The sequence below is a fragment of the Rhodovulum sp. MB263 genome, assembly GCF_002073975.1.
In the GTDB taxonomy this organism is placed as follows: Bacteria; Pseudomonadota; Alphaproteobacteria; order Rhodobacterales; family Rhodobacteraceae; genus Rhodovulum.
Genome location: NZ_CP020384.1, coordinates 852,083 through 871,664 on the forward strand (window position 1 = coordinate 852,083; position 19,582 = coordinate 871,664).

The 19,582-nt window shown below is 63.3% G+C and carries 21 protein-coding genes and 1 pseudogene; 13 read left to right on the forward strand and 9 right to left on the reverse strand.

The genetic code is table 11. The annotated features are described in order from the left end of the window. Nucleotides 1-166 precede the first annotated feature (166 nt). On the forward strand, nt 167-1,606 hold the full coding sequence (locus tag B5V46_RS04095; RefSeq protein ID WP_080615422.1) for an IS1182 family transposase: 1,440 nt from the start codon (nt 167-169) through the stop codon (nt 1,604-1,606). Between the two features lie 374 nt (nt 1,607-1,980). Here B5V46_RS04095 and B5V46_RS19590 read toward each other — a convergent pair whose 3' ends face one another. Next, nucleotides 1,981-2,673: a hypothetical protein gene (locus tag B5V46_RS19590; RefSeq protein WP_155773934.1), complete on the reverse strand. Its 693-nt coding sequence runs from the start codon at nt 2,671-2,673 to the stop codon at nt 1,981-1,983. Nucleotides 2,674-2,973: 300 nt separating this feature from the next. Between B5V46_RS19590 and B5V46_RS20640 the strand changes: the two genes are divergently transcribed. From B5V46_RS20640 to B5V46_RS20645, 4 genes are read left to right on the forward strand one after another with little or no spacing between them, the layout of a single operon-like run. Next, nucleotides 2,974-3,099: a hypothetical protein gene (locus B5V46_RS20640; protein ID WP_255377950.1), complete on the forward strand. Its 126-nt coding sequence runs from the start codon at nt 2,974-2,976 to the stop codon at nt 3,097-3,099. Then, complete coding sequence (locus B5V46_RS04105; protein WP_080615424.1) at nt 3,099-3,326, forward strand: hypothetical protein; 228 nt, start codon at nt 3,099-3,101, stop codon at nt 3,324-3,326. Before B5V46_RS20640 ends, B5V46_RS04105 begins: the two co-directional genes overlap by 1 nt. After that, entirely contained in the window at nt 3,326-3,610 is a 285-nt protein-coding gene (locus tag B5V46_RS04110; protein ID WP_080615425.1) for a hypothetical protein, read from the forward strand. Before B5V46_RS04105 ends, B5V46_RS04110 begins: the two co-directional genes overlap by 1 nt. Beyond that, nucleotides 3,607-3,732 carry a hypothetical protein gene (locus B5V46_RS20645; protein WP_255377952.1) on the forward strand — a complete coding sequence of 42 codons (126 nt, stop codon included), beginning with the start codon at nt 3,607-3,609 and terminating at the stop codon, nt 3,730-3,732. The genes B5V46_RS04110 and B5V46_RS20645 overlap by 4 nt, the downstream gene beginning before the upstream one ends. Nucleotides 3,733-3,875: 143 nt before the next feature. On the opposite strand, the gene B5V46_RS04115 is transcribed toward B5V46_RS20645, so the two are convergent. After that, entirely contained in the window at nt 3,876-5,987 is a 2,112-nt protein-coding gene (locus tag B5V46_RS04115; RefSeq protein WP_080615426.1) for a hypothetical protein, read from the reverse strand. Between the two features lie 227 nt (nt 5,988-6,214). On the opposite strand from B5V46_RS04115, the gene B5V46_RS19595 reads away from it, so the two are divergent. Continuing rightward, a complete protein-coding gene (locus B5V46_RS19595) occupies nt 6,215-6,445 on the forward strand; it encodes a hypothetical protein (RefSeq protein ID WP_155773935.1) in 231 nt (76 codons plus the stop codon). Here B5V46_RS19595 and cas13a read toward each other — a convergent pair. Next, the gene (gene cas13a, locus B5V46_RS04120) at nt 6,419-10,621 is read right to left on the reverse strand and encodes a type VI-A CRISPR-associated RNA-guided ribonuclease Cas13a (protein ID WP_080615427.1); all 4,203 of its coding nucleotides are present in this window, start codon (nt 10,619-10,621) and stop codon (nt 6,419-6,421) included. The two genes, B5V46_RS19595 and cas13a, sit on opposite strands and share 27 nt — an antisense overlap. 613 nt (nt 10,622-11,234) lie before the next feature. On the opposite strand from cas13a, the gene cas1 reads away from it, so the two are divergent. Together cas1 and cas2 are read left to right on the forward strand one after the other, a co-directional pair. Next, nucleotides 11,235-13,097, forward strand: a complete 1,863-nt coding sequence (cas1, locus tag B5V46_RS04125) for a CRISPR-associated endonuclease Cas1 (protein WP_080615428.1) — start codon at nt 11,235-11,237, stop codon at nt 13,095-13,097. Nucleotides 13,098-13,116: 19 nt separating this feature from the next. Next, nucleotides 13,117-13,392: a CRISPR-associated endonuclease Cas2 gene (cas2, locus tag B5V46_RS04130; RefSeq protein ID WP_080615429.1), complete on the forward strand. Its 276-nt coding sequence runs from the start codon at nt 13,117-13,119 to the stop codon at nt 13,390-13,392. 78 nt (nt 13,393-13,470) lie between these two features. Here cas2 and B5V46_RS04135 read toward each other — a convergent pair whose 3' ends face one another. From B5V46_RS04135 to B5V46_RS04160, 6 genes are all read right to left on the reverse strand, one after another. Then, the gene (locus tag B5V46_RS04135; protein WP_080615430.1) at nt 13,471-13,815 is read right to left on the reverse strand and encodes a bacteriophage spanin2 family protein; all 345 of its coding nucleotides are present in this window, start codon (nt 13,813-13,815) and stop codon (nt 13,471-13,473) included. Next, nucleotides 13,812-14,321 (reverse strand): lysozyme, encoded by a 510-nt coding sequence (locus B5V46_RS04140; protein ID WP_080615431.1) that lies wholly within the window; start codon nt 14,319-14,321, stop codon nt 13,812-13,814. The genes B5V46_RS04135 and B5V46_RS04140 overlap by 4 nt, the downstream gene beginning before the upstream one ends. 4 nt (nt 14,322-14,325) lie before the next feature. Further along, the gene (locus tag B5V46_RS04145) at nt 14,326-14,538 is read right to left on the reverse strand and encodes a hypothetical protein (RefSeq protein ID WP_080615432.1); all 213 of its coding nucleotides are present in this window, start codon (nt 14,536-14,538) and stop codon (nt 14,326-14,328) included. Nucleotides 14,539-14,568: 30 nt separating this feature from the next. After that, nucleotides 14,569-14,856, reverse strand: a complete 288-nt coding sequence (locus tag B5V46_RS04150; protein ID WP_075787864.1) for a hypothetical protein — start codon at nt 14,854-14,856, stop codon at nt 14,569-14,571. A 64-nt stretch (nt 14,857-14,920) separates the two neighbouring features. Further along, nucleotides 14,921-15,745 carry a hypothetical protein gene (locus B5V46_RS04155; protein WP_080615433.1) on the reverse strand — a complete coding sequence of 275 codons (825 nt, stop codon included), beginning with the start codon at nt 15,743-15,745 and terminating at the stop codon, nt 14,921-14,923. Nucleotides 15,746-15,752: 7 nt separating this feature from the next. After that, nucleotides 15,753-16,667 (reverse strand): hypothetical protein, encoded by a 915-nt coding sequence (locus tag B5V46_RS04160; protein ID WP_196774332.1) that lies wholly within the window; start codon nt 16,665-16,667, stop codon nt 15,753-15,755. On the opposite strand from B5V46_RS04160, the pseudogene B5V46_RS04165 reads away from it, so the two are divergent. The 5 genes and pseudogenes from B5V46_RS04165 to B5V46_RS04185 form a co-directional block, all read left to right on the forward strand. Further along, nucleotides 16,666-16,878: pseudogene (locus B5V46_RS04165) on the forward strand (hypothetical protein); the annotation flags it as partial. The gene B5V46_RS04160 and the pseudogene B5V46_RS04165 sit on opposite strands and share 2 nt — an antisense overlap. Then, entirely contained in the window at nt 16,878-17,432 is a 555-nt protein-coding gene (locus B5V46_RS04170) for a hypothetical protein (RefSeq protein WP_080615435.1), read from the forward strand. The pseudogene B5V46_RS04165 and the gene B5V46_RS04170, both read left to right, overlap by 1 nt. Nucleotides 17,433-17,621: 189 nt before the next feature. Continuing rightward, nucleotides 17,622-18,038, forward strand: coding sequence for a hypothetical protein (locus B5V46_RS20395; RefSeq protein WP_231119220.1), 417 nt, complete (start codon nt 17,622-17,624; stop codon nt 18,036-18,038). Further along, entirely contained in the window at nt 17,984-18,382 is a 399-nt protein-coding gene (locus B5V46_RS20400) for a tyrosine-type recombinase/integrase (protein WP_369822831.1), read from the forward strand. Before B5V46_RS20395 ends, B5V46_RS20400 begins: the two co-directional genes overlap by 55 nt. 25 nt (nt 18,383-18,407) lie before the next feature. Beyond that, nucleotides 18,408-19,550: a hypothetical protein gene (locus B5V46_RS04185; RefSeq protein ID WP_231119222.1), complete on the forward strand. Its 1,143-nt coding sequence runs from the start codon at nt 18,408-18,410 to the stop codon at nt 19,548-19,550. The last annotated feature ends 32 nt before the right edge of the window (nt 19,551-19,582 follow it).

Consider the following 19,582-nt stretch of genomic DNA (forward strand, 5'->3'; position numbering starts at 1 on the left):
AGTGCCTCCTCAAAGCTGTCCTCTTCGGTCATCAACTTCGCGGAGTTGTGTCGACCTTATCACAGATCGGTCATTTGTTATGGCGCGTTTGAATGACTGGTGCGGGCCGAGGCTGTGTGGAAACGCTGTCTGGTGGTAAGCTTCCGCGAGGCAGCGGGAGACAGGGATGGTGGGTTTCATCGACGGCATCGACCGGGAACAGGTCACGCTTTTCCCTGATCGTCTCGAGGACTGGATCGGCGAGGATCACCTGGTCCGTGTCGTCGATCTCTTCGTCGAGGAGCTTGATCTTCCGGCGCTCGACTTCGAGCGTTGTGTGCCCGCCCGAACCGGTCTCCCGGGCTACCATCCGGCTGTGCTGCTGAAGCTCTTCATCTACGGCTATCTGACCCGCATCCCGTCCAGCCGTCGCCTGGAGCGTGAGGCGGGTCGCAATGTCGAGGTGATGTGGCTGACCGGCCGCCTGGTGCCCGATCACAAGACCATCGCCGATTTCCGGCGCGATAACGGGGCAGCGATCCGCAGGACCTGCGCGCAGTTCGTGGAGCTGTGCCGGCGGATCGGGGTGCTGAAGGGCGATTGCGTGGCCATCGACGGCAGCAAGTTCAAGGCCGTGAACAACCGCGACAGGAACTTCACAAAGAACAAGATCGCCAGCCGCTTGGCCCATCTGGAGGCTGATGTCTCGCGGTATGTCGATGACATGGCCCGTATCGACCGCCAGGAAGAGGGGGAAGCCCGGGCTGACAAGGTCGCCCATCTCGCTCGCCGCTACGGTCGTATCCGGCAGGAGATTGCCCGGCTGAAGGCAATGGAGAAGGCCCTGACCGAGGCGCCCGACGGGCAGATCTCGCTGACGGTTCCCGATGCCCGCGCCATGGCGACCAGCGCCCGGCACAGCGGCATGGTCGGCTACAACGTCCAGACCGCGGTCGATACCGGGACGCATCTGATCGTGGCACATGACGTGACCAATCAGGGCTTCGACCGCGACCAGCTGCACCCGATGGCGGCGGCAGCCAGGAAGGCTCTTCGGCGCGACGACCTGCATGCCATAGCCGACAAGGGATACTTCAGCGGGTCTCAGATCCTGGCCTGCCATCAGGCGGGGATCACCACGACCGTGCCGCGCCCCGAGACATCGGGCAACCGGGGCAAGGGCATGTATGTGAAGGCCGACTTCGCATATGACACGGCCCGCGATGTCTATGTCTGCCCGGCAGGCGAAGAGCTGATCTATCGCTACACGCGCGAGGAGGACGGCCTGCGGGTCGGCCGCTACTTGACCAATGAGTGTCAGCATTGTCCGGTTCGTCACCGCTGCACCAGCAGCAAGGAACGCCGGATCACCCGGTGGGACCATGAGCATCTGGTTGATGCGATGCGCAAAAGACTGGGTGGGGAGGCCGATCCGATGACCCTGCGCCGCTGCACGGTCGAACACCCATTCGGCACACTCAAGGCTTGGATGGGGCACACCCATTTCCTGACGCGGAGGCTGAAGAACGTCGGCACCGAAATGGCGCTGAATGTCCTTGCCTACAATATCAAGCGAGTGGTCGCGTTGATGGGCATTCGGGGCCTGATGCGGGCCATTGCCGCCTGATCGGGGGCTGTCGCGCCTCAAGCGCAGACGCCACGCCTTGCCTGAAAGGGATAACCACGCCGCCACGCGCGCAAAGAGTGTCGGAGGCGGCTGAAAGCGAGCAGCGCGGCCAACCAGCAGCCGACAGCCCGCGCCGGCGCGTTTCCACACAGCCTCGGCCGCCTGCGTCGCTGGTTGAGAGTTGTTCAATGCGCCGAGCGGATGTCCGCTTCTACGATTCGTCAACTGGTGAAGACAGAGGGTGACGAATGGCCGCTATCCGCAGCGAGCGCCCAAGTGGGCGGCGGCAGACACTCAAGCGTTATGCCGCCCTGGCGCCAGTCCGGTCCGACCGCAGAGCTGGGGATTCTTCTTCTTTGGTCACGGCCCCTAACCTATTCGCCAGGGCTGGCGAAAAGGGTGCTGTCTGCGTTGAGCGCGTAGCGAAAAAGCCTCTTGGCGGTAGGATAACTTCCGCTGAGGGCAAACTGGCGCTGAATTCCGGAGTCATATGGCCACTTCACCGCCTCGGTCTGCAGGACCTGAGCCCCGTTGAGTTGAGAGGCAACGCGTTGCGCCGATCCTCCATGGAAGCAGCCGTTGCGGTCCGATGAAATCGCCGGGTGTTGATCGATCCGAACCAACGCCCTGCGCCCCGGGAAGTCGTGCCCCCCCACGCAAATTGAGCGAACCGCCCCCGAGGTGGACACGTTCATGATCAAGCCCTGATCCATTGGTTCGAAGTTCATGTTGCAAAGTGTTGTTCCGCGGATGGTGTCTGTGCGGCAGCCAAGGATCCACGTTTCACCACTAGGAAGCAGGAGCTCAGACTTGCCCCCGCTAAAATAGGTATATTGTCCTCCGGATACGGGATCGACGCCCACTCTTGCGGCTGACACCGACTCCTCCGGAACGACTGCGGGCCAGAACTCCAAGGTTTCGTTGGGCATGAAGCCCCCTTGAAGATCCCTTGCGACAACGCGCGAGTACTTGCTCGAACTGCCCCCGTCGTCGCCAACTTGCGTGGTTTGGCAGGCCGACAAAACGCCAGCGGAGAGAAGTGCAAAAGCAGCAAGAGTGCGGTTCATCTTGACCTCAAGATCAGCGGAGAGAAGTTGGGCGTGCCATTCTGGTCGCTCCATCTGTGTCTGTCTCTCCCACAGGCCAACGGCAAGGCGCTACCACGCAGAAAGCCGCACTCCGCGACCATCCCGGCTCCGCCTCGCGCGGGATTTTTCATGCCACCAGCCTTCCGCTGATGAGGTGGGGATGACGCAACCTCAGGGCCGGCGGCAGGTTGGGGTGTAGGTTATTTCCCCCATTGCGTGTTAACGCATGATTTATCATACATTAAATTACCCTTACTGATCACAGCAAGGGGACACCCCATGCACGACACATCCACCACCCCCACCTGGCGCGGCTTCGCCCTCGCGCTGTTCATCGCCGGGACCCAGCTCGAGCTGATGGCTGCGGCCTTCCATTTCCTCGCGTCCTTGCGGGAGGTGCTGTGATGACCGCCCCCCTTCGCGCCTCCACCGCCGTGGCGGCCATTCCGAACCGGGGCAGCGGCTCGCCTTACGCCCGGGGGGACGCGGATCGATACTACGGGCGGTGCCCACGGCCGGAAAAATGGCTCGACCCGCTCGGGCGCGTCCGGGTGCCTCTGACCGACCCCGAAGAAGTCGAGGAATACCTTCTCGGCTATCGCGAAAACCCCAGCGACGAAAAGGAATGGTGATGATCATCGCCTCCTTCCCCTCGCGCCGCGCGTTCCTGATCTGCGAGCGCACCGCCACCGGCTGGACAACGGCCGGGATCGTCCATGACACCGCCTCGGCCGAACGCTGGTGCGACGGCCCCGGCACCGCTTATCTCCCGGTCACGATGGCCGAGGGCCGCATGATCGAGACAACCGGCCGCGTTCCGGATCACCGGGCCGCCGATCTGATCCACGGCGGCCAGGAAGCGGCCAGCCGCGCCACCGCCAGCGAGCGCCTTTGGGCGCGGGGAGGTGCGGCATGATCGGCCCTCTTCGCACCGCCGAGGCGCTGGACCCGATCAGCACGCCGCAGGGCCGGGCCGAGGCACGCGACCGCCGCCGGGCGATCCTGCGTGGTCGTTCACTACTTGCGGAAAAACAGTAAGTTAGGCTGTATCGTCGCTAGGTAACCGCTCATTTGAGATCAATAAGTTGCATCGCGAAGTGTATCGCAGCGGAACCCAGAGAGAATCGCGGGTGTCGGGCGCAGCTTGCCTTGCTCGAGCACCAAGCTGTTAACGCTGCCGACTATCGGTTTGCCGACGGAGCCGGAGTCCCGCGTAGACCAATGCTGGCCAGGAAAATGAGGGCTACAGCCCCGCAAAAAATCGCCATGAACACAGTCACCTCAAGCCAATCGCCCAGATAGGCGAGCGCATAGTAGACCCAGGAGAAGGTGGAAGCCTCGAGCGCATGCGTAACCCGACCGGCCAATGCATCAGCCGTGACAAGAGCAAGAGCCAGCGCCGCAGCCCACCTCCCGGCGCGAAATGCACGAAGTTCCTCTGCCGCCCTTCCGTTCTGTTGGAGCGCCTCGATTTCATTCGTCAGCTCCCGCAGGCGTGGTCGGATATTCCATCTCAATGAGATGGCGTCGCTGAGAGGTTGCAGACCGGCCAGCTTGGTTTCGAGTGGTTGGTCAAGGCTCCCGCGGATGCGGATCAGTTCGGCGTTCAGACATGTGCAGAACCGTTGATGTGCCAGCCATGTTCGAATGCGCGCACGGCTCTCAAGTTCCTTGGCCTGTTCCTCAGCTCGCTTGGCGACCTCAGCCTGCATCTTGTCTAAACGATCCGCCAGATCCGAAAGGGTTCGAACCATTTCAACGGCGACATCCAATCGAGCGGCGCGTCTCCGTCCCGAGTCGAGCAGAAATACGCCGCCATCTGTCAAGACCGCGATCCCCTGGCCAAAAGATACGAGGTCGACATCCTCAAGATCGGGTGCGTCCTGCATCGCTCGCTCTGGCGACACGCCGTAAGTCCGAGCCCCCATGACGCGCGCAGCAGTCGGAAACAGACCGCAGAGCTTTGCGGGGCTCGCCGGATGCGGCAACGGGTCTTCCCTGGACCAGCAGGCACTCAGGACATGCTTTCCGCCAGTGCGCCTTGATGTTTTCACGTCGGGCAAGCGCTTCAAGGTGCCGTCTTCAAGATCTGTCACCGGAACGAGCGCGAAAGGATCGTAGATCCGAAAAAGTGCCTCGAGAACCGCATCGAGCTTCAGCTGGCTTGGGACCTGTTCTCCGGCGGATGCGCTTCCCGCTATCCGGGACACGGCATGGGGCGAGGCGACCAGGCTGTGCCCTGGGGCAATATACCATGTCTGGTGATACTTCTGCTCGTGTTCGGGCAAACCGACGAGAAGGCGGCTATCCTTGGTTCGCGGCGGCCGCCGGACAGCCTGACGGTCCCATTCGGCCGTCTCCATCCGTTCTATCTCTCGCCAGAAGTCAAGCAGATGCACGCCCGCCCGTGTATCGACCGAGACGGTGACCCAGTTTCCCGGCTCGGTCTCCTTGATTCCCGGGCGAACGATAACCAGCACGGTGAAGCCGCGGCCCAGGGGGGCATGCGTGCGATCATTGCGGGCGAAAACTTTCAGAGACCCGGTGAACTCGCTTTCGCTGGTGACGATGGCGTCGACAAGCCGACGCCTCCCGCACTCCTTCATGGGAAGGCTCAACTGGTGAACCTGCTGGGCATAAAGCTTGCGTTCGTACCGCGCCCGCTCTTCCTCCAGAGCAGCCCTGGCCTGGGCCAGGTATGAACCATCGGCAGAGACGGGGATCTCGGCTGGATCCCACCCAGCTCGAAGAGCTTCCACCGCAAATCCCATCGTCATCTGCCAGGCTCGGCAGAACGAACCATGGCGGACCACCCCGACGCTGCGGTCCCCCAGAACGCTGTGGCTCAGTGCGGCAGCAAGTGCTGGCCAGGATCGTTCTTCCGGCCGGTCGACAACACCGGTTCTTTCCCAACCGGAAATCGCGGGCAGCCACTGGTCCCGCACGGCATCGGGCAAAGACACCCCGGACAGCCTTGCCGCGAGAAACAGCACCCCCGTCACACTGTCGGGGCTGGCATCCTCCACCTTCCACGAGCAGCCGCGGACAAGGTCCGCGAGAGAGGCGAAGTGAGCCAGTTCAGCGCCATGCAGCGGCAGGTTCTCGTTCAGGACCATCGCGATCACGCTGGACTGACGGACGCCCAGAACATTGCGCTCGGATGCCTTGACAAGCGATATGCCCGCCGCCGCCGACTGTGTGTCGACGATCAGGCCGGGCCGGTCATCCTGAACGAAGGCCGGGGAAAGATCGACGCCCGCTACCGCGGCAAGGAAATCCTCGAATGCCTGCATGATATTCCAGTCCCCTTGAGGCGCGCTCTCCGGATGCTGCGAAGACCGGCCTCGGCCGTCAATACCTGACCGCTTCGGAAAGGACGGCCAATGGCCTCCAGCGCTGGTGATAAGCGCGAAGGCTGTGAGTCGGGTCTCAGGCGGTCGTCAGAAAGACCGTCATGCAGAACAGGAAAGCGGTTACTTTATAAGGGGAAGAGTCTCAGGCGGTCGTCAGAAAGACCGTCATGCAGAACCTGTTAAGGAACGAACCATGTTTGGAATGTCGCGTCTCAGGCGGTCGTCAGAAAGACCGTCATGCAGAACCTGATCTCCGCAGCCCCTTGCTTTTCAACAAGGAAGGCGGCGGCGATCTGAAGCAAATCCCGTCCTGGCGCATTTTCAGCCTCGGTTCCGGGCTTGACTGGCGTGATCTCCGTATTTTTTCTTTCTCAATCGGAGATTTGCTCTTTTTCTGAGGTAAAAACAAGCCTCGTCTCCTTTTTCAGGGTCTCCGGCGTCTGCGGAAAACGGGCCGTGAACGCATCCGGATAGACCGCTTGTTTGACCGTCTTCCCCGCCAGGACAACCTCGTCCCCGTAGCCAGACCCGCCGAAGTCGAACATGGCCCGCGTCATCGAGACCAGCCGCACCGATGCCCTCGGCAGGGTGAAGCTGACGGGCGCGGACATCATATGCGGCGGGACCATGGTCAGGTGCGTTTCCACATCGGGATAGATCGTCGGCTTCTTCAACCGGTCGTCCTTCATCTGCCATTCGATGATCAGCCCTTCCTCGCCGAGGATCCGCTTGATCGATTTCGGGACCGCGTTTTTGAGTTTCCGGTCGTAGCTCATCAGCGAGCGAACCGCATTGACCACATAGGTCAGATTCAAGCCGCGCCTTCCAGGAAGATCGAGAATGTTGTGATGCGCCAGATCGTCCCGGATGGTCTTCTTTCGCGTGCCCCGCTTGAAGGTCTTACATGCGTCGTAACCGCCCGGCTTTTCATTCGAACGAAGCGTCAGGTCACTTGGACGCTCACCTGCATCTATGAAATGAAGCTGAAACTTCCGGGCATGGTCCTCGGACAACATTTTACACCGTTCTTCGAACGGGGGCGCATCGAAGCCCGTTTCGGGATCCAGATATGGGATGAAGACCTGACCTGGCTCTGTTTTGGACCTCCTCAAGAGGTCCGGCGCCGTCACGAGGATGCCGATCTGCGGGGAGGCATTTCTTTTGATCCCGGGCCCAAAGGCGGGCTTGAGCCCGGTTCCGCCTGTTTCCTTGTACAGCATGCCGACGAACGCAAACAGGCGGTCGCGTTCCCAGATAAGCGCATAGTCAGTTAACCGGGTCAAGACACGCATGACGATCTGATGGAGGCGCACGTGATCGTTGAGGCGCGCCCCGTTCGCCTGGAAGTTATGGATGGCGGCTGCGGTCGCGACTGTCTGGTAATTCCGACATTTCTCTTCCAGATCCGAAAGGAACTTACTATAGCTTTTGTCCTTGGGCTTCGGGATGTCCTTGATCGACTGCAGGATTTCCCCCCGAAAGCTTTCCCGCTGTTTTACGCAGTTGATCTTGTCCGGATCTCGGCGCTTTTCGTTGTGAAGCCCGGCGAAGCTTTTGACCTCGCCCGCTGTAACCTTGTGCTTTTCGAATATCCCCGTCAGAGGCGGCAGATGGGCGTAGCGGACGAGTTGACGCAACCCACTGCGGGTCCCGGGAAAGGTCGTGTGATAATTGGCGGTACCTTCCTCTTGGTACACTTCCTTGAAGAAGGACGCGTCCTGATAGAACAGTCCCTTTTCTTCCAAAGCTCCTTCGTGTTCCTGCCCGCTGAAGCCCGCGGCCTGAACCTTGGTGTAAAGCGAGAACAGGCGGTCCATGTCGGCAAGGATGCCCTGGGCCCGCTCGTCGCGTTCCTTGCGCTCGCCGCAGGACAGTTCAAGCGTTTCGGACCATTTGCCATCCATTGACGCGGATTTGCGCATCTGGTGGCGCAGGCGTGAGGCCTCTATGGGCGGGACCATGTAGAGCCAGGCATAGAACTGGCTGTGCCAGTCCGCACGGAATGCCTGTTCTGGAGGCTGGAAGCCGTCCAGGGCCACACTGAGGTCGCAGCAGTCACGCTTGGTGTCGATCTCGCCGATCCAACCGAAATCAGGGTCTTCGGGACCGGGTTCCGCAAGATACCTGGCGAAGATATGTGCGAAAAGTTCCTGCCGGAACTCCTCGATCCGGTTCGCCCCCTGCCTCTGAACCCGAGCGTCAGGGCTGTATCTCAGATCCTGCCCCTGCTCGCGGGTCGATTGCGCGGCCAACGCATCAAGAAGCGCCGAGATGTCGTCGTAGCGATCGAGGCCAAGATCGTCGATCAGCGAGATCGGCGAGCGATAATACCGCTTCGTCCGTGCATCGTATTTCGTTTTCCTGGCATCCTTGGAGCGCCCGACTTGTAGGACGGCCCAATGGCAAAGTTCCCTGTTCCTTTCGGCGTCCGACTGAATACCAGACAGCCAGCCGCGAAAGCCGGACTGGTAGAGTTCGAGAAGTAGCCGGTAACGGCATCGAGCCGCATCACTCTCTTTCTGGTCGTCCTTCGGCGGGAGGGACTTCTGAAGCGTGACAAGCCCAGGTGCAAGATCGACGTCATTGTTATCTGCAAGGCGGCGGACCTTGTCCATGACGGCGGCGAACCGCGGGATGTTCAGGACAGTGATGTCGTCCGTGCCGGAGAGATGCGCCACCAGGTGCTTGAGGTTGTCCATCTCGACGAATTCGTCGGCCTTGGCCTGCTTTAGGGCAGTCCGTACCGCATCCTTCTGGATTGCAAGGTCGAACTTCAGCAGCTCTTTGAACGCATCCAGAGCAGCAGGGGACACATGTTGCAGGTTTCGGCTGTCGGCATTTTGCTTGCTGGGGTCACCCGCTATCGGATGGACGATCCCGTTTTCCAGCAATCTAAGAAGAGCCCGGCGCACGTTGAAATGGTTCGTCCGGTTGCGAACGGAACGCACGACGCACATCATCGCCCAGAGCAACTCGGCCTGATGGCTCTTGTCCCTGTTGCCCGTGAAGATCGACGCACGCGAACGGCGTTTGCCGTCCGGAAGATGGCGTTTGCCGTCCGGCAGATACTTGGCGCCGAAGATGATCGGAATGTGCCGCTCGAATTGGTCCTGATCGAACTTCTCGTAGTCGTCGTCCACGACCTCTCTCATGACATCCTTCGTACAGAGGTCTCGGTTCTCGTCATTGCCCATTTTCCCCTTCGGATCTGCAAGCCCTTTCAACGTGCGAAGCGTCAGGCCAACGGCGTTGCGCCACGTTCTGGCGAAGGTCTCTATCTGCTTGATCTCGCTCTGGCCGATGCTGGTTGCCAGAAAGGTCATCCGCTTCTCGAATGCTTCCAATGCCGCGGGATCATCCTCCCTGAAATCATGAAGGGCATCGCTGGCATGAACGAAGAGCTTGCCAAGCCGGATGAACTCGCTCATTTCGGCATTCCTCTTCTTGCCCCCCAGGACCAGAAGAAGATGCTGCCGGTCCTTGGGAAGCAACGAAAGAAGTTCGCTTTTGTCCGGCACGTCGGCCTGCGCCTTCCGGAGGGCAATGCGGAAACGATCCGACTTGGCGAGGCGCTGGTAATACTGCCGAACGGCATTATGCAGCGCCCAGATCTGGTCCTTGAATGGGTCCTTTCTCTCCAGCGGCAGGCTTTTCTTGAAGCTGCCGAAATGGTCGAAAAGGCGCGAGCCGAACCAGGACGGGTAGATCGGTCCCGCATGGTTCTCCGGCTTTTCGAGTTCCTCGAAGATCGCCTTTGCGATATCCGATCCGCCCTTGCCGTCATCGCCGAAATACCGGGCCTCGGCGCATGTCGTCCATGTGGCCTGGGCCTGCAGCTTTCCTGAGGGCGTTCGTGGATCGCTGGCGCTTCTCGAGATGGCTTCGCCCCGCGCGACGATCAGGCCGCGCCGCGTCTCAGGTCCGGGCGTGCCGTTCGGATCTCCCTTGGGCACCGAAACGGAACCTATCCGCCTGGGCCCGCCACCGATGACGACCTCCTGGTCGAAGAGATGGGCGATGATCCGGTCGGCGATGGCGCCGTAATCCACCCGCCCGGGTTCCTCCTGCCAGAACCGGCCATGCCACACGCCCTCGAAATCCGTACGCGCGATGACCGGATCCTGGGGGCCATCGGCATCGCGGTATTTCTGGATTGCCTGCCCGTTCCTGTCGTTCAGCGGTCCCGAGGGAACAACCTCATACATGGCATAGGGATGCGATTTGGCATTCCAGAGTCGGCGAAGTTCGGAAATCTCTGCCTCATCGATTTTCTCGACTTCCCTGATCCTCGCGATCAGGCGCATCCACAGCGCCTCCGCCAGATAGACCCTGTCGCGATAGGCTTCGGGATGCATGGCGCTCAACCGGTTGCGCTTTTTGACCACCTTGTCGAGAACGGCAATCGTCTGCCGCAAGAGCGCCTTCGGGTTTGCAGAAAGGTAGCCGGGAAGTGCCGCCGGGCGGATCTGGTCCCCTTCATGGTCGTGGTGCAGCCCGCGCCCCAGGCGGCGGTCTCTTTCGGGTTCACGGAAATCGGTATAGCTCTCGCTGATCGGGCGAAGATGCTTGGCCATGGATGGGCCTCCCTATATTGGATTCGTGAAAAATGGACCTGCGGCGATGGCAAGGACGGGCCTGAGCTTGGAGGGAGAAAGAAATGACGATGCCAGAGAGCACCAGATGGGTAAAGACGCTCAACTTCACCACAATCGGCACCTGAAACGACGTCATGCATGCGGAATCGCCCTCAGAAAACTATGAAGCCATTGTTTTAAGGGGGAAATATCATGATGTGGTCAAGCACTCCGGGTTCCGCGGGCGAAAAATTCGCAGAGTCTTCTATTTCCTTCGGAACGATGTCATATTATTCATGCCTTGTCAGCCTCCTACAGGAGCCTGGTTCTGCATGACCGCTTTTCTGACAGCGGCCTGAGACTCTTCTGGCGAGGCGATCTTCTCCTACTAAGTTCTGCATGACCGCTTTTCTGACAGCGGCCTGAGACAGTCAGCAGCGGGGGAAACCGGTCCCAGGTCAAATCCGCCGGGGGACCGGAGCCGTCAGGACTATGAGGTGAAACGATACAAAATGCCGCCCCGGACCTATGGGACAGCATCACCGGCTATGATGCCCTCAACGCTGCATGGGCCCGCGTCGATGCCAATGCAGGGTCCGCCGGAGGGGATGGAGTGACGCGGCATGAGTTCCGCTCGGACCTTTTCGCCCGGCTGAACCAGCTGCGCGCCGACCTGTTGAGCGGCGAATATGTCCCGCGCCCTTACCGCAAGGTCAGCGTTCCGAAAAAGAAACCCGGCTACCGCATTCTCGCGATTCCCAGCATCCGGGACCGGGTGGTCCATACCAGCATTGCCACGGCGCTGGTGCCAATCCTCGAGCCGCATTTCGAGGAATGCTCCTTCGCATACCGACCGAACCGCGGCGTGACGAAGGCCGTCGCCCGGATCGAGCAATGGCGAAGTCGGGGCTATGAATTCGTGATCGAGGCTGACATCGTCCGCTATTTCGACAATATCGACCACGACATCCTCATGGGAAAGCTGAAGGAGCTGATTGCCGGTATCCCAGGAGCCGGGCCGGTCCTTTCGTTGACGGAACGGCTGCTGGCGCACCAGGGCAAAGGCCTCGGAACCGAAGGCGTCGGCCTGGTCCAGGGCTCGCCGCTGTCACCGCTGCTGTCCAATCTCTACCTTGATGCTCTGGACGAGGAGATCGAGGAAAGCGGCGTCAAACTGGTGCGTTTTGCCGACGACTTCGTCATCCTCTGCAAGTCGCAACGGCGGGCGGAAAAGGCCCTGGCCCACTGCGTCGAGATCCTGTCGCATCACCGTCTGCGCCTGCACGAGGAAGGCACGCGTATCGTCAATTTCGACAGAGGGTTCAACTTTATCGGCTATCTCTTCCTGAAGAGCCTCGCGGTTCAAGAAAAGGCGGAACCCAAGCCAGCGGTGCCGTCAAAGCCGCTGAAATCGGAAGTGACGGACGACGGAGTGATCCTGCTCGAAGAGAAAGGGTCCAGGTTCGACCAGGGAAATCGCGTCCTTTATGTACTCGATCCCGAACACAGTCTCGGTACTCGGAATCGCAGCTTTTCGGTCCGGCGCGAGGACGGCGCCGAACTCATCGCGATCGGACAACACCGGGTTGGCCGGATCGAAGTCGGCCCGGACGTTGGCTTCGATCATGGTGCTGTCCTTCTGGCGATGGACAGCGGAACGCCGCTGGCCGCGGTCGACGGGTATGGCCAGACACGGGGCACCGTCGAACCGCGCCTCAGCCGGAAAGGCGGGCTGCACCTCGCGCAGGCGAAGGCTGTACTGACAGAGGATTTCCGGCTCTGCATCGCCCGCAGTCTTGTCGAGAGCCGGATACGGAACCAACGTACGCAGCTTTCTCGCCTCAACCGGCGGCAAGGGCTGGCGCCGGTGGAAGAGGCTCTTCAGGCGATGAAGCGCGAACTGGGAAAGCTAGAAACGGCCGGAAGCGTCGAAGCGGCGATGGGCCTCGAGGGGGCATCCTCGGCGCATTACTGGCGTGCGATCGGTCTCCTGGCCGGAGCCGGGGCTCCATTCAAGAGGGAACGTCCTGCCAGAAGCCCACTCAATGCCGCGATCAACTATTTAACCGGTATTCTGGAGCGTGACATACGTGCCGCAGTTCAAGGTGCCGGGCTGCATCCTGGCTTCGCATTCCTTCATGGATCACGTGACCGACATGACGGCCTGGTATTCGACATGATGGAACCGTTCCGGGCTGCAACCACAGAGGGTCTGGCGGTCTTTCTCTTCAATGCGAGGCGTCTTTCGGCCGACATGTTTTGCGAGACTGACGTCGGCAAGATCGACCTGTCGACCGAAGGGCGACAGGCGCTGGTCCAGGGATATGAGGCCGTCGTTGCCAGGCGAGTGAACCGCCCTGATCGAAAGGGCAAAATGGGGTGGAGAGCCCTCATGCTTCTCCAGTGCCGTTTTCTTGTCCGATCAATCCGCAGCGGCACATCCTCGGATTTCGTTCCATACCTCATGGAGGCATAGCATCGTGGTACGGTCAGCAATGTTTCGGATCATCACTTACGACATATCCAGCGACAGGGTGAGGCGCCAAGTCGCGGCATTGCTTGAGGCGGAAGCCACGCGCGTGCAGTATTCGGTCTTCGAAGCAAGGTTATCAGATGCTGCGCTTAGACGCATCGTTTCAAGGATCGATGAGCGGCTCGCCGACAGCGATAGCCTGCGGGTGTATACGGTGGGCACTCGACATGAACGTCGCTGCCAAGTCCTGGGCTCCGGTTTGCCCGTCGATAGAGATGTGGGGTTCTGGCTGTTGTGAAGAAGGATGCGCTGGCGACAAGCGAGCATATGCCTTGAACGATGGCGCATCCACGCTGCTCCATTGGTTTTGCGACGACTACTGAGAGCTTATCTTGGCCTGTTTTCCCCTGATGGCCCCGCCGATCCGGCGCCCGATCTCGCCTGGCGAGGGGGCGATCCATCCGATCAGCGCGACCAGGACGATCCAGGGCGGGATGACATTGACGATGACGGTGTCGACGCGGTCGGCGCGGAGGCGGTTCTCGGATTGCTCCTGGCGGATCTCGCGGGCGCGCGGCCGGACGATGGAAGGGGCATTCTCGACCTTCTGGCCCTGCACATTCTCGGCTCCGGCCTGGACATTGGCGGCGACCTGCGGCCCGAGCGGGACCGGCAGGCCGCCGCAGCCTGCCAGCAGCAGCGCCGCGAGGAGCGTCCTCATGCGCCCGACCAGCGGAACGGCGCCCCGGCCGGCACCCCGTCGAGCCCCTCATGGCAGAGCTGGCGGGCCTTGTTGCGGCGGATCGCGAGGCCGCGCACGCCCTTGCCGCCCGCGAAGCGCCAGCGCGGAAGCTCATTGCAGGCGCCGCGCAGGTCGCCCGCGTTGAGCTTGCGGATGAGCGTCGAGCGCCCGGCCGCGCCGAGGCCCACATTATAGGCCCAGTCGAGGATCGCGACATAGGTCCGGTCGGGGATGCGGGTCTCGACGGGATCGGCGATCAGCCGGTCGAGCCCGGCCTCGAACTCTGCGAGCCTTCCTGCGAACATCGCTCGGCACTGGGCGGGCGTGTAGCTGTCGCCGAGATTGACGCCGCGCGTTTCGCCGAAGCAGACGGTCGGCACGCCGACGATGTCGAGATAGGCCTCTGTCTTCAGGCCCTCATTGCCGCCGACGAAGCTGAGCGCGAGGGCGGTGGCGGCGGCGCCGCGCTTCAGGATCCTGCGCATCGGCTCACTCCATCCTCTGGGCGATCAGACGGGCGGCGAAGGCGGCCGCGGTGACCAGCGCCGAGAGCCCGGCGAAGAGCCCGCGCGGGATGCCCAGCAGATCGGGCGAGGCCAGCGAGAGCCCGGCCTCGAGCCCTGACAGCAGGCCCGCGAGCAGGATGAGACGGATCGACCAGGCACGCCGGATCAGCGCGCGCCACTGGGGCACGAGGTGCATGGGGAAACTCCTGTCGGGGATGAGGGGCGATCAGCGCGGGACGCGCTGCAGGACGGTCTTGATGTCGGCGCGAAGCTCGCGGAGCAGCGCGTTGGTCTCCTCGCGGTCGCGCTGGCGGGCGGCGAGATCCTCGGCGCGCTGCCGCTGCCAGCGGGCCTCGAGGGCGCGGATCTCCTCGGCGAGCCGGGCGGTCTCGCGGTCGAGCGCGGCGGTGTTGGTCCGCGCCCGGGCCTCGAGCCGGACCGACCAGACGGCCAGCCCGAGCAGCGAGAGCATCACCCCCCACCAGTCCCGGATCTGCGTGGTCAATTCCTGCATGGGGCCTCCGCCGGATGGGAACAGGGCGGATGGGAACAGGGCGGATGGGAACAGCGCGCGGCGGTCATCTGATATCGTCGCCGATCACGAAGCTCTCGGTCGGCCCCGAGAAGATCTCGGCCGTACCGGCCGCGAAGGATCCCCTTCTGTTCCGGCCGAGGCGGAGTTGCAGGCCGGTCGGACGGCCGGCCAGGGCGATGCTGCCCGAGACCGACGAGACCGCGTGGCCCCAGCTCGCGGTGGAGCTGCCGTGGAAGACCATCATGGTCCGGCGCCACGCGGCCTCGATATCGTCGAAGCTGATATGGACCTGCCCCTGCATCGAGGCGCCGTTGACCCAGGAATGATAGGCGATCTCGGTCCAGGCGCTCCAGGAACTGCCGCCATCGACGCTCAGCCGGATTTGCAACCCTTCGTCCGCCCCGAGCCGGTTCGGGTTCATCGTGAAGCGGATCACGGCGCAGGTGGCATCGGTCAGATCCATGATCCCGGTGGGCGCCGAGGTGTCGCTCAGGTGATAGCTGTAGACGCGCGGGCGGATCTGCGGCGGGGCGAAGGCCTCGACCGCGGCCCTGAGAACCGCCCCCGACAGCGCGCCGAACTCGGTGCCGGTCGGGTCGGTGGCCTGGGCCAGGGTCAGCTCCCGGACCCCGGCCGGAACAAAGCCGCCGGAGGCGAAGCTGCCGAGCGTGATCCAGCCGTTATTGGGGATGTTGCGCATCTTCAGGGCGCGGGTGGCGGTGTCGACCCAGAGCATGCCGGCCGCGGTCTCGGCGGGCGGGGTGGCCCCGGCATTGCCGCTCTGGATCGCGGAAAGCGCGCCCTGCAGCATGGCGAAGGCCTGGGCCTTGGTATGGGTGTTGTCGAGCAGATAGCTGCCTTGGCTCATGTCATCCTCATGCGGCCTGGAGGGCAGTCACGGTAAGGCCCGTGATGCCGATGGTGTAATCGGGGCTCTCGACGCTCAGGATCGCGCGGAAGCGGAAGGCGCGGGCCGGGAAGTCGGCGGCATCGAAGCTCTGCCAGGGCCCCCAGGCGGGATCGGCCGCCGGATCGTCATCGGTGAGCGAGACCTGCAGGTCGACATCGCCATAGGCATCGGTCGAACCCTGCCAGAGCCGCGCGTCGGGCGGCGTCCACATCGCCGTGCCGGAGGGCTGCCAGAACAGATCCTCGGCCTCCGAGATCAGGAGCTCGATATCGGTGATCAGCCGCACCGGCTGGACCCTGCCCAGATCGATCCGGCCCGCGAAGGCGTAGATCGCGCGGGTCTGGCCCGGGGCCATCGCCAGCACGCCCCCCGCCGCGCGGCAGCCCTCGGCCGCCCCCGCGAAGTCCGGGGCCTCGGCCAGGGTGACGACGGTCGTGGTCGGGATGATCGAGGCGGCACGGATCGCGATCCCCGAGACCGGGCCGGGCGTGCCCATCGCGTCATGGGCGCGCGCGAGATAGGTGCCGGATTTGAGCGGCAGGGTCGCCTCGGTCACGCCGCCCGAGACCGCCTTGCCGATCCCGGTCGAGCTCTGCCAGGTCGCGCCCGAGAGCGCGCCCGCATGGCGGAACTCGATCCGGCCGCCCTGGCGCACGTCGAGCGAGGGATGCCGGTCCCAGCGCAGCATGGCGACGGCACCACCCGAGGCCTGCACCGAGAGCCCGGTGATCGCGCCCGGCGGGGCGTTCTCGCCCTGCACCGCCGTCGCGCCCGCCCAGGCCCAGTCCGACCAGATGCCGCGCGCATTCCGGCCCCGCGCGCCGAAGGCATAGGGGCCCGGCGCGACATCGTCGATCATGTCCTCGGGGCTGTCGGTCACGGGGCTTTACCTGCGCGGGCTCGCGCCGCTGAGCGCCACCAACCGGCTGACCCCGCCCGCGCCCGGCACCGAGGCGCACAAGCGCTGGAGCGCGGTCCATCGGGCCCCGCCCGGACCCGACCGCTGGAAGATCAGATCCCGCACCTTCGAAGGCCTCGCCGTCGCCGCGGCCGAGCAATGGGGCGGGCAAGCAGGAAAGGAGGCCGCCTGATGGCCGAGATTTTTACCCGCAGCTTCGGCTGCTGCGAGGCCGAGACGAGCCCGGCCGAGGCCCGGCTGACGATCCGCCGGGACGGCAAGGACATGATCCGGCTCTTCGGCCGCGACCTGATCCGCAGCTCGCTTCTGGGCGGCAGCTGGGCACCCGATATCGAGCGCGCGCTGCGCTGGGGGCTCGAGCTGATCGAGGCCGAGCTCGGCGAGGATCTGCGCTACCGCGCGGGCGTGATGGCGGCCGTCAAGCTCTGCTGGCGGCTGCGCCTGGCCGATGATCCGCGCCGCGCGGAGCGGCTTCTGCTGGGCGATCCGCAGGCCGGGCAACCGCCAGCAGAGCCCCGGATCTGCCCCGCCTGCGGCGAGCTGGTGACCGAGGGGCAGGGATGCGGCGGCGGTATCTGCCGGGCCTCGGACGCCTTTCCGAGGCCGGTCGAAGACCCCGCCGACAAGGCGTTCCGCGACGCTATCGCCGAGCTGGTCGACAGCGCCATGAAAGAAGGAAAGGTCGATGGCGAGGCGTGGGGCGGAATGCCAGATGCGCACGCGTGATATTCAGTTCGCCCCGCGACTACTTCCCGCACCTGAAGCAGCGCACTATCTCGGGGTCAGCACCAGCACACTGCGCAGCTTGAACATCCCGCGTCGCCAGCTTGGCGCGAAGCGCCTATATGACAGGCTTGACCTTGACGCATTTGCTTCCGGGCTCCCAACTGAAGGGAACCTTTCAGGAGATTCGGAATGCGACAGCCTGTTTGGGGTGTCCAGTTGAAGGGGATCAGGCGTCAAAGACGTGGTGATCGCGTCGTGAAATACCATCGCGCGACAGGAATTCGCCTTCCCGACCTGCCGGAAACACATCCGGATTTCGTTGCTGCGTGGGCCGCTGCGGAAGCTGGAAGCGCCGACCCGCTGGCGAAGGCTGCCCGCGTCGCGCCGGTGGCCATTGGCTCCCTGTCCGCATCCATCCGCGCCGAACGAGCGGGCAGGGACTGGAAGTCCCTTTCCGCAGTATATCGCAGCGCGATGAAGCGCGAATTCGATGCGATGTCGGAAGCCTATGGAAAAGCGCAAACCAAAGCAAGGTGGGCAAGCCCGCACATGTGCCATGGACTAGCGCGCTTCCGGCTTTTGCAAGTGGATGGGCTGTGGAACTGAACCAGGTGAAAGATGCCCTCCAGGTCACATCTGGCGGGTTCACCTTCCTGGAGGCAAACGGCAAGGTCCGGTCGGTGAAGGGGCTTGGCAACCTTATCGCAGAATCAGCCCGAACCGCAGGCATCAGCAAGTCTGCACACGGCCTTCGAAAATCGCGACTGACAGCCATCGCTGAAGCGGGCGGAACTGCGCATGCGATTATGGCATGGGGTGGTCACCAGACCCTTCAGGAGGCCGAGCGTTACACGCGCGCGGCGCAGCTGAAAAAGCTGGTCATGGGTGATGAACATATAGAGAACAGTGTATCACTTGAAATCCGTGATACAAAAACAGCGAAAACCTAAATGATTTCAACGCTGTTTCGCACGAGTGGCAGCCCGTAGGGGGTTTGCCTGGTCGGTCGCCCGGATTGCCCGCGGCATGAAGCGCTATGTGCTGGAGGCCGAACGGCCCTTCATCGTGAACCTGACCCACGGCGCCCGGACCGAGGATCTGGCCCGGCCGCTGCGCACGATCACCGGCGCGAACCGGGGCGAAAAGGCGCTGGTGGCGCCCAGCCTGACCCGCTTCAACGGCGGAGCCACGGGCGCCGATCTGCGCGACCCGATGCCGACCGTCACCGCGAACAGCTGGATCAAGCGGCCCGGCGGCGCGATGCCGCTGGGGATCGTCACGCCGCATCTGCTGAGCCTCAAGGGCACCGCCCGCCGCGATGGTGCCGCCACGGCGCCGCATCCGACCGTGCTGGCCGGTGGCGGCCACAGCGCCGTGGTCGCGCCGGTCCTGACCTACGCCCAGCAGGGCGGCGGCAACCGCTCGGCCGGGGCTCCGCACCACACGATCTGCGCCTCGAAGAAGGACCAGAACAGCCTGCTGGCCGCGACCATGGTTCATGTCGGCAATGGCGAACGGCCCGGGCAGGCGCCGCGCGCGCTCGACATCGGCGCGCCGCTGAACACCGTGGTCGCGGGCGGCGTGAAGCACTACCCGGTGGCGGCCTTCCTCGCGCAGCAGAACGGCGGGCCGCGCATGGCCACCCATGCCGGGCATGACCCGCGCGCTCCCCTGTCCACGGTCGCCGCCAGCGGCAGCCACCAGACGCCGGTCGCAGCCTGGTTCGCGAAATACTACGGCACCGGCGACGGCGCCCGGATGGACGAACCTTGCCACACCGTGACTGTCAAGGACCGCATAGGGCACATGCAGGCCGACCTGGCCGCGCCGCCCTTCGCCGAGGAACACGAGGCCCGGTCCCGCGAGGTGGCCGAGTTCCTGCGTGCCCATGGTGCATGGGACGGCGGCGAGTTCGTCACGCTGGAGATCGACGGGCAGACCTTCGTTGTGATCGACATCGGCATGCGGATGCTCAGCCCGCGGGAGTTGTTCAACGCGCAAGGGTATCCGCCCGACTACGTGATCGAGGGCGCTTGGGAGGGGCTTGACAGCGACCAGCCCACGTTCCGCCCGTTTTCCAAGGATGTGCAGATCAGCTGCTGCGGCAACTCGGTCTGACGCCCGCATTCTGGACGGAATATGCGCTTCGG

Bases quoted from the DNA above. Each gene is read 5' to 3' on its own strand.
- B5V46_RS04095 (WP_080615422.1), top strand. From the start codon at position 167: ATGGTGGGTTTCATCGACGGCATCGACCGGGAACAGGTCACGCTTTTC.
- B5V46_RS19590 (WP_155773934.1), bottom strand. From the start codon at position 2,673: ATGAACCGCACTCTTGCTGCTTTTGCACTTCTCTCCGCTGGCGTTTTG.
- B5V46_RS20640 (WP_255377950.1), top strand. From the start codon at position 2,974: ATGCACGACACATCCACCACCCCCACCTGGCGCGGCTTCGCCCTCGCG.
- B5V46_RS04105 (WP_080615424.1), top strand. From the start codon at position 3,099: ATGACCGCCCCCCTTCGCGCCTCCACCGCCGTGGCGGCCATTCCGAAC.
- B5V46_RS04110 (WP_080615425.1), top strand. From the start codon at position 3,326: ATGATCATCGCCTCCTTCCCCTCGCGCCGCGCGTTCCTGATCTGCGAG.
- B5V46_RS20645 (WP_255377952.1), top strand. From the start codon at position 3,607: ATGATCGGCCCTCTTCGCACCGCCGAGGCGCTGGACCCGATCAGCACG.
- B5V46_RS04115 (WP_080615426.1), bottom strand. From the start codon at position 5,987: ATGCAGGCATTCGAGGATTTCCTTGCCGCGGTAGCGGGCGTCGATCTT.
- B5V46_RS19595 (WP_155773935.1), top strand. From the start codon at position 6,215: ATGCAGAACCTGTTAAGGAACGAACCATGTTTGGAATGTCGCGTCTCA.
- cas13a (WP_080615427.1), bottom strand. From the start codon at position 10,621: ATGGCCAAGCATCTTCGCCCGATCAGCGAGAGCTATACCGATTTCCGT.
- cas2 (WP_080615429.1), top strand. From the start codon at position 13,117: ATGTTTCGGATCATCACTTACGACATATCCAGCGACAGGGTGAGGCGC.
- B5V46_RS04135 (WP_080615430.1), bottom strand. From the start codon at position 13,815: ATGAGGACGCTCCTCGCGGCGCTGCTGCTGGCAGGCTGCGGCGGCCTG.
- B5V46_RS04140 (WP_080615431.1), bottom strand. From the start codon at position 14,321: ATGCGCAGGATCCTGAAGCGCGGCGCCGCCGCCACCGCCCTCGCGCTC.
- B5V46_RS04145 (WP_080615432.1), bottom strand. From the start codon at position 14,538: ATGCACCTCGTGCCCCAGTGGCGCGCGCTGATCCGGCGTGCCTGGTCG.
- B5V46_RS04150 (WP_075787864.1), bottom strand. From the start codon at position 14,856: ATGCAGGAATTGACCACGCAGATCCGGGACTGGTGGGGGGTGATGCTC.
- B5V46_RS04155 (WP_080615433.1), bottom strand. From the start codon at position 15,745: ATGAGCCAAGGCAGCTATCTGCTCGACAACACCCATACCAAGGCCCAG.
- B5V46_RS04170 (WP_080615435.1), top strand. From the start codon at position 16,878: ATGGCCGAGATTTTTACCCGCAGCTTCGGCTGCTGCGAGGCCGAGACG.
- B5V46_RS20395 (WP_231119220.1), top strand. From the start codon at position 17,622: ATGCGACAGCCTGTTTGGGGTGTCCAGTTGAAGGGGATCAGGCGTCAA.